The organism is Bacillus mobilis (assembly GCF_001884045.1).
GTDB lineage: Bacteria > Bacillota > Bacilli > Bacillales > Bacillaceae_G > Bacillus_A > Bacillus_A mobilis.
Window position 1 is genome coordinate 48,597 of record NZ_MACF01000025.1, and the last position, 11,622, is coordinate 60,218.

Sequence of the window (11,622 nt, forward strand, 5' to 3'; positions counted from 1 at the left end):
TAAGGAGAGGAATGCAATGAATCAGTTTCGAAGAATGGTAATTATCAACATTATCACATTAATTGTACTAGTTGGCGGCGGTATTGGCGGTTACTACTATTACAACCAAACGGAAAATTACTTAAAAACAGACAATGCAAAAATTGATGGAAAGGTAATTCCGGTTGCTTCACCAGTAGCAGGTAAATTAACGGACTGGAAAGCTGAAGTAGGTAAGAACTACAATGAAAACGATAAATTAGGTGCGGTTACTGTAGCGGCAGCAAATGGAGAACAAACAGTAGATGTAACAATTCCGCAAAATGCAACAGTTGTACAATCAAACGCAACGACAAATGCTTTCGTTGGAGCGGGTAGCCCAATTGCTTATGCATTTGATATGAACAATTTATGGGTAACAGCAAACATTGAAGAAACAGTGATTGACGATGTTCAAAAAGGTCAAACAGTAGATGTGTATGTAGATGCATACCCAGATACAACGTTAACAGGGAAAGTAGAACAAGTTGGATTAACAACAGCAAATACATTCTCAATGTTACCATCAAGTAACGCAACAGCGAACTATACAAAAGTAAAGCAAGTTGTACCAGTTAAAATTTCTTTAGACCATAGTAAATCAGTAAATATTGTTCCTGGAATGAATGTGTCAGTTCGTATTCATAAGTAAGGGGGAGATGAGATGTCCTCAATTGCAATTGTAGGATATGCACTATTTTGTATAATCGTCTTCTTCCTTGTAAATCGTCTTTTACGAAAGAAAAAAACGAACGTGGGAGAAGAACAAGTCCCAGCCGTAAGTAAAATAGAAGTAAGTAAAGTAGAAACAGAAGAGAAAGAAATAGAACAAAAGCAAGAAGTAGAAATTTCTAATGTAGTTGAATTAGAAACAGGCAAGCAAGAAGAAGTAAAACAAGAAAAAGAAATGCCGAAAAAACAAACGTCTATGCCTATAGAGAATGTAAATGTAAAAGCAGTTGTAACAGTATTAATTCTTGGTATGTTCGTTTCTATTTTAAACCAAACGATCATTAACGTTGCATTGCCTCCGTTAATGAACGAATTTAATGTGTCAACATCAACAGCGCAATGGTTAATTACAGGCTTCATGCTTGTAAATGGTATTTTAGTACCGATTAGTGCCTTTTTAGTTTCACGATTTACGTACCGTAAATTATTTGTAGCAGCCATGTTATTCTTCACGGTAGGATCTATTATTTGTGCTACATCAGGAAACTTCACAATGATGATGACAGGTCGTGTTATTCAAGCGGTCGGTGCAGGTATTTTAATGCCGGTTGGTATGAATATCTTTATGACATTATTCCCGCCTAATAAGCGCGGAGCAGCGATGGGATTACTAGGCGTTGCAATGATTTTAGCGCCAGCTATCGGACCAACTGTAACAGGCTGGGTTATTGAAAACTATAGCTGGAACTTAATGTTCTACGGAATGTTTGTAATTGGTTTAATTATTACGTTCCTATCTTTAAAATTCTTTACACTAGCTCAGCCGGTGTCTAATACGAAATTAGATGTATTTGGTGTAATTAGTTCAAGTATTGGACTAGGTAGCTTACTGTATGGATTTAGTGAAGCTGGAAATAATAGTTGGACTAGTGCCGAAGTTGTTATTTCACTTGTTATCGGTGTAATTGGTTTAGCGTTATTTATTTGGAGAGAGTTAACAACAGACAATAAAATGCTTGATTTACAAGTATTTAAATATCCGGTATTTACTTTTACTTTAGTAATTAACGCAATCGTTACAATGGCATTATTCGGAGGTATGTTATTACTTCCAGTATATCTGCAAAACATTCGCGGCTTTACGCCGATTGAATCAGGTTTATTATTACTACCAGGATCATTAATTATGGGTATCATGGGACCTATTGCAGGTAAACTATTTGATAAATATGGTATTCGTCCGTTAGCGATTGTTGGATTAGCCATTACAACGTTTGCGACATATAAATTCACAACGTTATCGATGGATACACCATATAGCGTTATTATGACGGATTATATTATACGTTCAATTGGTATGTCATTCATTATGATGCCAATTATGACAGCTGGTATGAATGCATTGCCAATGAAATTAATTTCTCACGGTACAGCAACGCAAAATACGTCAAGACAAGTAGCTGGTTCAATTGGAACAGCGATATTAATTACACTTATGACGCAACAAACGACTGCTCACGTAGCAGATTACGGCAACATGTTAACAACGTCAAATCCAATTTTAGTTGATAAAGTACACGGTATGGGGCAAAGTTTAGCAGCCTTAGCTGGATCGGCTCAAGCAGGAGATGCGATGAGCACGCAACTATTATTTGGACAAATTTCGAAGTTATCGGCAATTAACGGTATTAACGATGCCTTCTTAATTGCAACGATACTCGCAGGTATTGCTTGGGTATTATCGTTCTTCTTACCATCAGGCAATAAACCAAATAGAAAAGCAGGGAATTAATTTCCCTGCTTTTTTGTCTTTTTAAAGAGTGAGATATAAAAAATGATAACCAGTTACGGAGCACAGACCTGTTATAAACAAAATTGTTCCCATAGAACGAATACTTGATATTTGCCTTCCGCTTATAATAGCTAATAGTCCAGCTAAAGAGAAAAAACTCCAATATAAAGTTCCTGAAATTGGAACAATTCCCTCTAAATCCATTCCATAACCTATGCAAATGATAGGAACAAAGATAAGCGATATGCTAATCAAACCAGCTATAATAGTAAGTGATTTACGACATTTAATGCCAGCAATAATTAAAAAAATGCCAACGATGAAATGGCATATCATCAAAGTAAGAGCTAAAATCATCCAAGTTAATATTCCAAACACTTCTGTATTACCTCCGATTTATGCGTTTCTAAAAAATATTATATATAGTATGAATCACCTACAGTCATGAGTAACCAGAAGATAACCCCTAATATACCAGCGATAAAAATAATGAATCCCATATTACGTATACTTTTAATTTTTGTTTGTAATCCACTTAACCCTGCCAATAATCCAGTTAAAGAAAACAGAATCCAATATAAAGTAGTTGAAATAGGGATGATTGTATTGCTCTCCACTCCCATGCCCCAAAAAACAAAAGGTAGTGTGACAAAGGAAAAGCTAAGTAGCCCCATTAAACCGACAAATAATTTACGATGTTTCATGCTAGTAACAATTAAGAAAATACCACCGAAAAATCCACATAACACAAGGAGTGGCATATAAACAACCCAAAGTAAGCTCAACATATATAATCTCCTTCTATGTAATCAGTTATATTTTACTACATGAGGTTTATTTTGGATATTATTAATAAATATGTATAAATTGATAGAAATGAGAAGTGATGATACGAATTAATAGATATAGAGAACGTTAGAGAGGAGGGTGCATATGAAAATTACAGAAGAGAACGTTGCAATGCAGCTAAGGAAAAGGAATGAAAAAGCATTATACTTTATTATCGACCAGTACGGTGGACTTATAAAAAGTATTATTCAGAAGCATCTAGCTTCGTTTCAAGATGTACAAGAAGAATGTATGGATGATGTGTTATTGGCGATTTGGAATCATATTGAAAAGTATGATGAAGAGAAGAATACTTTAAAAAATTGGATCGCAGCTATTACAAAATATAAATCTATCGATTATGCGAGGAAATATGCGAAAACAGTAAATGAAAAAGGGTTAGATCAAATAGGTGAAATAGCGGTGCATACCGATACGACTAAAAATGAAATTAGTAATGATATGGATCATATATTAGATCATTTAAAGAAGAATGATAAAGAAATCTTTATGAAGCATTACGTGGAAGAAGACAGTGTAGAAAATATTGCAGAGAAAATGGGAGTGAAAACTTCTTTTATATACAATCGTCTATCGAGAGGACGGAAGAAGTTAAGGTCATTATTTTTACATAACCGGATGAAATAAATAAGAAAAGAGGTGAAGAAAATGAAAGATCCATATGAAATGTTAAATGATATAAAAATGGATGAGAATGAATATGAAGGGGTTAACTTAACTCACATAGAGAAACAGAAAATAAAAAAGCGAGTTCGTAAAAAAATAAACAAGAACAAAGTTCATACGAAACGGAATGTAGCGATTGTAACATCGGCTGCCGTATTATTTATGATGATGATGACTGTAGATATGAGAAGGATGATTGCGGATATACCGTTAATTGGAAGTAAAATGGAAGACTACGTAAACAGTAGAGGAGAACCTTTAAAAGAATATACAACGACAATAGGGCAAACAGTTTATGATAACGGTGTAGAAGTGCGGTTAGATGAAGTGATGATAGATGAAGGGCAGATTATTGTTAATAGTACGTTTAAGTCTAACAGTGTTAATCTAGGAGATATTTTTTTACCGCACCCAGATGTCTATATAAATGGAAAAGAGTTAAATGGTAGTGGTGGTGGAGGTAATCAAAAAGTAAACGATTATACATACACATTTTTTACTACTACAGATTTGAAAGATTCACAAATGAATCTAATGGAATTGGATGGGGAACTAGATATACAAATTGTATATAGAAGACTTATGCCGTTAAAAGGTAAAACCTCAATAAAAGGAGAATGGGGATTTTCTTTTAAAGCATCTGGAGATAAATTAAAAGCTGAAACGAAAACAATCCCAATCTATAAGCATTTTAAATTAGAAAATGGTCAAAAAATAGAAGTGGAAAATTTAAAAGTTTCCCCTATATCTATAAAATTGAACTATAAGATGTTGAATGGAACAAAGTTAGATGTAACATTTATCGGGAAAGATCAAGATGGGAAAGAGCTAAAACTGGTTTCAGGACATACACTATCGAAAAATAGTTATTGGCGTTTTGAAAAACTAGAAGACAGTGTAACGAAAATTGTACTGACACCTGTCCTAACTTCTGGTGAAGAAGGAGAAAGGAAAATGGATTATCGAAAAGTGTTAACGGAAGAAGAGTTTGAAGTTGTGATAAAAGAGTAGAAAGAGGTATCGCGATGATACCTCTTTTTAACTCAAGAATGCCAACACATTATTCATAATATGAAATAACATAGCTGGAATAATGGATTTTGTTTTTTTACACAAAATAGCCATTAATAATCCCATGAAGAAAGTAATGACCATTACGCCAAGTGAGTATGTATGAGCGATACCGAAGAAGAAACTTGTTATGATGGCTGCAATCCAAAATGGAAAGCGTTCTGAGAAGAAGCGAAGTATAAAGCCACGGAAAATAAGCTCTTCAAAAATTGGTGTAAGTATTGCGAAACCGAGAAGTAATAATATTTGATACTGCTTAAAAACGTCTAAGTTTAATGCGGAAGATTGCTGCTTTGTTGCGTCTTGGAACATATAATTTAACAAGATGTAGTTGAGTATAATGTTTATAGCGAAGAAAAGAAGTAAGTATACGTATGTACGCCATTCTTTAAGTGCTTTAAAGTTAAATGATTGTAGTAGTAATTTTTTTGCGGGTTGGAATTTAAAAATGAAGAATAACAACACGGCTAGTTGTAATACGATACTTGCAGTATTTACGATCGATTCATACAGGGCAATTTGTTTTTTATCTGTAAGCCCTGCTGTATAAATTGTTAAGGGCATTGCGAGGAACACAGTAATAAGTCCGGTTCCGAAAAAAGCGAATAAAACGGAGCTAATAAATTGTCCCCATGACATAGAGAATTTCTGTTCATTAGAAAGTTGTGTAGCGGATTGCATTTATAAAATCACCTCTTTATATTTATATATTTAATTATAAGGTATTTTGTTTTTGTATGTAATATTTAAATATTACATACAAAGGTGTATTTTCCATAAAATAATAAAAGAGGTATCACCCTATAGTGATGCCTCTTTCTTATTGATAACTATGTTCTGCTTTATTATTAGATTTTTGTTGCTCTATTTGCAATTCGCGTTCTACCAATCGGTCTAATTGCTGAATAGCTTTTAATGCTTTTTCATAAGAAATCGTTCTATAATGGTGCGCTCCGCCCGGTTCTTCATCTGCTTCGTCTGCCCATTTAATAATGTTTTGAAGAGATGTTCTTTCAATTTCTTGCTGTACTAAGAAAGAATCTGTATGAAGAAGAATCGCGATAGAAATTTCTTTTGCTAGTTTCGGATGTTCTCCTAATCTAATAAGTAATTTATGAGCTCTTTCTGCTCCTTTAATCGCATGGATATCATTCTTTTTATACAAGTCATAGTCCCATTCTCCCTCACTGTACCATGTGTGATGTCCGATATCATGAAGGAAACCAGCTTTTGTTGCAGCATCGACTGAGGCATGATGCTTTTTCGCTAAGTGAAACGCATGGTAAGCGACAGCAATCGCGTGGACCATTCCAGAACGGTTCACATATTTTTGTGTAATGTGGTGTTTAAAAACTTGTTCAAGCGTAATACGTTGCATAAAACATTCACTCCTTTTATCTAATGATGTATATGAAGAAAAATCGATCGGTTTAAATGTATTTTGAACATTGTACTCCATTGGGGTAGCGTTAGTAAAGTAGAAATGTTTAGGAGAAGAAAAAAATTTTTCGTGAAAAAATCACCTTAGCTTATGCGAAGGTGATTTTCAAATTGCTTATTTTTTTAGTCCTTGCTCTAATGTTTCTAACATTTCGTGCTTTTCATTTTCATCAGCATTTTTCCAAATGACTTCGAATAAAACACCAAGACCTGGAAGCATTTTTTCTTCACCGCTTTGAATCGCATCGACAATTGTTTCTTGCAATTGATCTTGTGAATTTCCAGATACATTTGCTAATACAGCACCACGTAAATTAAAACTCATTGCTTTCACCTCTTCTTCAGAATTGAAACTGACGTTAGTTTTTGTTCTTTTTTATGTAAATATGTATGAAAAATAGGCTATAATGATAAGACAAGAAGAGAGGGAAATACATATTATGAAAAACATTGATTCAGTACAAAACCCGCGTGTAAAGCAGTGGAAAAAGCTGCAGACGAAAAAAGAGCGCGATAAAAAAGGTTTATTTTTTGTAGAAGGATTCCACTTAGTCGAGGAAGCTTTAAAAGCAGGAGTTGTAACAGAACTTATCGTTTCTGATCAGACAGATCTTCCGAAAGATTGGACAGTTAATGATGTGGAAATGTATATCGTACCTGAAGCAATCGTAAAAATACTTCGCGAAACAGAAACGACGCAAGGCGTATTTGCTGTTTGTGAGAAACACGAGAGTGAAGTAGCTCTTGCTGATGGGAAGTTTCTTTTATTAGATGGCCTTCAAGACCCAGGTAACTTAGGGACAATTATTCGTACAGCTGATGCAGCTGGTATTCATGCCGTTGTGCTTGGAGAAGGATGCGTTGATGCATATAATAGTAAAGTGCTTCGCTCTACACAAGGTTCTATTTTCCATTTACCAGTTGTAAAAGGTAACTTAGAAGAATGGGTAGACAAGTTAAAAGAAAACAACGTTCCTGTATATGGAACAGCTCTTGAAAATGGAGTTCCGCACGTTGAAGTAACACCAGCTGGTAGTTTTGCATTAATTGTAGGAAATGAAGGAAGCGGCGTAAGCCAAGAAATTCTTGCGAAAACGGATCAAAACTTGTATATTCCGATTTACGGCGGGGCAGAATCATTAAATGTTGCGGTTGCAGCAGGGATTTTAACGTATTATTTGCAAAGCCCAGTTGCGAACAAATAAAAAACTTCTTATAATAAGTTGAAGTATATTATATTAAAAGTTAAATAACGAAAAACGTTGATAGAGAAGAGTAACTTACAAAATCGCCATATAGGGAGAGAATGCCTTAGACTGAAAGCATTCTTATGGTAGACGGAAGTGAATTCACCTCTGGAGTTGACGCCAGGACCATATATATGTAAAGGCGTTCCGGTCAGAATTGATCGTTATAACTAATGAGTGGGCAGACTTGTTCTGTCAATTTAGGGTGGTACCGCGAATTTACCTCGTCCCTTTTTGGGAGCGGGGTTTTTTTATTTTTAAAATTAGGAGGGTTCCAAATGGAAGCACGTTTAAAAGAGCTAAAGCAAAAAGCGTTAGAGCTTATTGAAGAAGCGAAAGAGCTAAAAGGCTTAAACGACGTACGCGTAGCGTACTTAGGAAAAAAAGGTCCAATTACAGAAGTGTTACGTGGCATGGGAAAATTATCAGCAGAAGAGCGTCCACGTATGGGAGCATTAGTAAATGAAGTACGTGAAGCGATTCAAACGCGTCTAGATGACAAAATTGGTAACTTAGAAAAAGCAGTCATTGAAGCGAAATTAGCTACTGAAACAATTGATGTTACACTACCAGGTCGTCCTGTTGAAACAGGTTGTCACCATCCGTTAACAGCTGTTGTTGAACAAATTGAAGATGTATTCATCGGTATGGGTTATGAAGTAGCTGAAGGAACAGAAGTAGAAAAAGACTACTACAACTTCGAAGCATTAAACTTACCGAAAGATCACCCAGCGCGTGATATGCAAGATACATTCTACATTACAGAAGAAACGTTACTACGTACACATACATCTTCTGTGCAAGCACGTACGATGGAAAATAATAAAGAAAAAGGCCCGATTAAAATTATTTGTCCTGGTAAAGTGTATCGCCGCGATGACGATGATGCGACGCATTCACACCAGTTCATGCAAATTGAAGGTCTTGTAATTGATAAAAACATTCGTATGAGTGACTTAAAAGGTACACTACAAGTATTCGTGAAAAAGATGTTCGGTGAAGACCGTGAAATCCGTCTTCGTCCAAGTTTCTTCCCATTCACAGAGCCATCTGTAGAGATGGATATTTCTTGTATGATGTGTCACGGCAAAGGTTGCGGCACTTGTAAAGGAACTGGCTGGATCGAAATTTTAGGCGCAGGTATGGTTCATCCGAACGTACTTGAAATGGCTGGTTATGATTCAAAAGAATATCAAGGTTTCGCATTCGGTATGGGCGCAGAGCGTATCGCAATGTTGAAATACGGCGTAGATGACATTCGTCATTTCTATACAAATGATGTACGTTTCTTACAACAATTCAAACGAGCGTAAGGGAAGGAGAGGATAAGTATGTTCGTATCATATCGTTGGTTACAAGAGTATGTAGATATTAAAGATGTAACAGCACAAGAACTAGCAGACAAAATCACGAAAAGTGGTATTGAAGTAGAAGGTGTTGAAGTATTAAATAAAGGTGTAAAAGGTGTTGTAGTTGGTCACGTATTAGAATGTGAAAAACACCCAGAAGCTGATAAATTAAACAAATGCTTAATCGATATCGGTGAAGAAGAACCAGTTCAAATTATTTGTGGAGCTGCTAACATTGCAAAAGGTTTAAAAGTACCAGTTGCAAAAGTTGGCGCTGTACTTCCTGGTAACTTTAAAATTAAAAAAGCAAAACTACGTGGTGAAGCTTCTCACGGTATGGTTTGTGCTCTTCAAGAGCTTGGTATTGATGGAAAGTTAGTTTCAAAAGAATATGCAGATGGTATCTTCATCTTCCCAAGTGACGCTGAAGTTGGTGCAGATGCACTTGAAATTTTAAACTTACACGATGAAGTACTTGAGCTTGGTTTAACACCAAACCGTGCAGATTGCTTAAACATGTTAGGTGTTGCATATGAAGTCGCTGCTATTTATGGCCGTGAAGTAAAACTTCCAGCTATCAGCTTACAAGAAGCAGCAGAAAAAACTTCTGATTACATTTCTGTAAGTGTAGAAGCGAAAGAAGAAAACCCATTATATATTGCAAAAATGGTGAAGAACGTAAAAATTGGTCCATCACCAATGTGGATGCAAACGCGCCTTATGGCAGCTGGCATTCGTCCAATTAGCAATGTAGTTGATATTACAAACTACATTTTAATGGAATACGGTCAACCGTTACATGCATTCGATTACGATAAATTAGGTTCAAAAGAAATCGTTGTTCGTCTTGCAAAAGAAGGCGAAAAAATTGAAACGTTAGATGATCAAGAGCGTACATTACAAGAACACCACCTTGTAATTACAAACGGAACAAAAGCTTTAGCTGTTGCTGGTGTAATGGGCGGAGCGGATTCTGAAGTTACAAATGAGACAGTGAACGTTTTAATCGAGTCTGCATACTTTGCAGGTCAAACAGTACGCCGTACATCAAAAGACTTAGGTCTTCGTAGTGAATCAAGTGCACGTTTTGAAAAAGGAATCGATCCAACACGTACATTTGAAGCAATTCAACACGCAGCTGCTTTAATGGCGAAATACGCTGGCGGAGAAGCACTTGAAGGTGTAGTAGAAGCTGATAACTTACAAGTACAAGAGCGTACAGTATCTGTTACTGCTGAAAAAGTAAACCGTGTATTAGGTACAAATATTTCTGCAAGTGAAATGGGTACAATGTTTACAAACTTAAAATTCCCATTCACAGAAGTAGAAGGAACATTCCATGTGAATGTACCAGCACGTCGTCCTGATATTACAATTTCAGAAGACTTAGTAGAAGAAGTGGGTCGCCTATACGGTTATGACCACATTCCAGTTACATTACCGTCTGGAACAATGACTCGTGGTAAATTAACATCAGCACAAACGAAACGTCGTAAAGTACGTCGCTTCTTAGAAGGTGCTGGTTTATATGAAGCAATCACGTATTCATTAACAAGTGCTGACAAAGCGAAACAATATATGGTTGAGCTAAACGAAAAGGCGCCTGTAAATCTTGCACTTCCAATGAGTGAAGAGCGCAGCCAACTTCGTTTAAGCTTAGTGCCACAATTGTTAGAAGCAGTTTCATACAACGTTGCACGTAAAAACGATAGCGTTGCTTTATACGAAGTAGGTTCTATCTTCTTACCAACAGAAGCAGGAGAACTTCCGAAAGAAGAACAACATCTTGCAGGTGTTATGACAGGTCTTGCTCTTCACCATGCATGGCAAGGTGAGAAGAAAGTAGTAGACTTCTTCGTTGTGAAAGGTGTACTAGAAGGATTATTCGACGTACTTGGCGTTTCAAATCAAATCACTTATGCACCAGCAAAACGTGAAGGTATGCACCCAGGTCGTACAGCTGACATCGTATTAGATGGCGAAGTAATTGGTTTCATCGGTCAATTGCACCCAGAAGCAGAAAAACAATTAGATGTGAAAAATACATTCGTATTCGAACTATCTCTTGTAAAAGTATTTGGTGCAGACGCAGAAGAAACTTACTACGCAGCAATTCCACGTTTCCCATCTATGACACGTGATATGGCTGTTGTCGTAACAAAAGAAACAAAAGCTGGTGAAATGAAGCAAGTCATTGCTGAAGCTGGCGGACAACTTCTGAAAGACGTAACACTATTCGACTTATACGAAGGTGAAAAAATGGAAGAAGGCAAGAAATCACTTGCATTCTCTATGACTTACTTCGATGCAGAACGTACGTTAACAGATGAAGAAGTAACAGAAGCACATAACCGTGTATTAACAACGGTAGAAGAGAAATTTGGTGCGGAGTTACGTAAGTAATGAGAAATTGCCGGATTAATTCCGGCAATTTTTTTATGACATGATTGTCGATATATGATAAAAATCGCCGATAAATATTAAGGCATCTTGCATCTTTCTCTCGAATGTAGTACAT

The 11,622-nt window shown here is 36.1% G+C and carries 12 protein-coding genes and 1 other annotated feature; of the genes, 7 read left to right on the top strand and 5 right to left on the bottom strand.

What is annotated here, in order from left to right; translation table 11 throughout:
* Positions 1-16 precede the first annotated feature (16 nt).
* On the top strand, positions 17-670 hold the full coding sequence (locus tag BAQ44_RS02180) for an HlyD family secretion protein (RefSeq protein WP_016080108.1): 654 nt from the start codon (positions 17-19) through the stop codon (positions 668-670).
* A 12-nt stretch (positions 671-682) separates the two neighbouring features.
* Positions 683-2,482, top strand: a complete 1,800-nt coding sequence (locus BAQ44_RS02185) for a DHA2 family efflux MFS transporter permease subunit (protein WP_063262657.1) — start codon at positions 683-685, stop codon at positions 2,480-2,482.
* Positions 2,483-2,503: 21 nt separating this feature from the next.
* Here the strand turns inward: BAQ44_RS02185 and BAQ44_RS02190 are convergent, their stop codons facing one another.
* Together BAQ44_RS02190 and BAQ44_RS02195 are read right to left on the bottom strand one after the other, a co-directional pair.
* Positions 2,504-2,860: an ammonia permease gene (locus tag BAQ44_RS02190; RefSeq protein ID WP_071720496.1), complete on the bottom strand. Its 357-nt coding sequence runs from the start codon at positions 2,858-2,860 to the stop codon at positions 2,504-2,506.
* Positions 2,861-2,898: 38 nt separating this feature from the next.
* Complete coding sequence (locus BAQ44_RS02195; RefSeq protein ID WP_071720498.1) at positions 2,899-3,270, bottom strand: DNA-binding protein; 372 nt, start codon at positions 3,268-3,270, stop codon at positions 2,899-2,901.
* A gap of 145 nt (positions 3,271-3,415) precedes the next feature.
* Between BAQ44_RS02195 and BAQ44_RS02200 the strand changes: the two genes are divergently transcribed.
* Both BAQ44_RS02200 and BAQ44_RS02205 read left to right on the top strand, forming a co-directional pair.
* The gene (locus tag BAQ44_RS02200; protein ID WP_071720500.1) at positions 3,416-3,958 is read left to right on the top strand and encodes a sigma-70 family RNA polymerase sigma factor; all 543 of its coding nucleotides are present in this window, start codon (positions 3,416-3,418) and stop codon (positions 3,956-3,958) included.
* A 21-nt stretch (positions 3,959-3,979) separates the two neighbouring features.
* Complete coding sequence (locus tag BAQ44_RS02205; protein ID WP_071720502.1) at positions 3,980-5,008, top strand: DUF4179 domain-containing protein; 1,029 nt, start codon at positions 3,980-3,982, stop codon at positions 5,006-5,008.
* Positions 5,009-5,035: 27 nt separating this feature from the next.
* On the opposite strand, the gene BAQ44_RS02210 is transcribed toward BAQ44_RS02205, so the two are convergent.
* From BAQ44_RS02210 to sspI, 3 genes are all read right to left on the bottom strand, one after another.
* The gene (locus BAQ44_RS02210; RefSeq protein WP_071720504.1) at positions 5,036-5,749 is read right to left on the bottom strand and encodes a CPBP family intramembrane glutamic endopeptidase; all 714 of its coding nucleotides are present in this window, start codon (positions 5,747-5,749) and stop codon (positions 5,036-5,038) included.
* Positions 5,750-5,888: 139 nt separating this feature from the next.
* Entirely contained in the window at positions 5,889-6,446 is a 558-nt protein-coding gene (locus BAQ44_RS02215) for an HD domain-containing protein (RefSeq protein ID WP_061677062.1), read from the bottom strand.
* 177 nt (positions 6,447-6,623) lie between these two features.
* Positions 6,624-6,833, bottom strand: a complete 210-nt coding sequence (gene sspI, locus BAQ44_RS02220; protein ID WP_000009509.1) for a small acid-soluble spore protein SspI — start codon at positions 6,831-6,833, stop codon at positions 6,624-6,626.
* 82 nt (positions 6,834-6,915) lie between these two features.
* On the opposite strand from sspI, the gene BAQ44_RS02225 reads away from it, so the two are divergent.
* The 3 genes from BAQ44_RS02225 to pheT all read left to right on the top strand — a co-directional run bounded on the left by BAQ44_RS02225 (position 6,916) and on the right by pheT (position 11,507).
* A complete protein-coding gene (locus tag BAQ44_RS02225; protein WP_071720506.1) occupies positions 6,916-7,713 on the top strand; it encodes a TrmH family RNA methyltransferase in 798 nt (265 codons plus the stop codon).
* A gap of 48 nt (positions 7,714-7,761) precedes the next feature.
* Positions 7,762-7,990, top strand: a binding site (T-box leader).
* 43 nt (positions 7,991-8,033) lie between these two features.
* Positions 8,034-9,068 (top strand): phenylalanine--tRNA ligase subunit alpha, encoded by a 1,035-nt coding sequence (gene pheS / locus BAQ44_RS02230; RefSeq protein ID WP_000388217.1) that lies wholly within the window; start codon positions 8,034-8,036, stop codon positions 9,066-9,068.
* Between the two features lie 18 nt (positions 9,069-9,086).
* Entirely contained in the window at positions 9,087-11,507 is a 2,421-nt protein-coding gene (pheT, locus tag BAQ44_RS02235) for a phenylalanine--tRNA ligase subunit beta (RefSeq protein WP_063262664.1), read from the top strand.
* Positions 11,508-11,622: the final 115 nt, after the last annotated feature.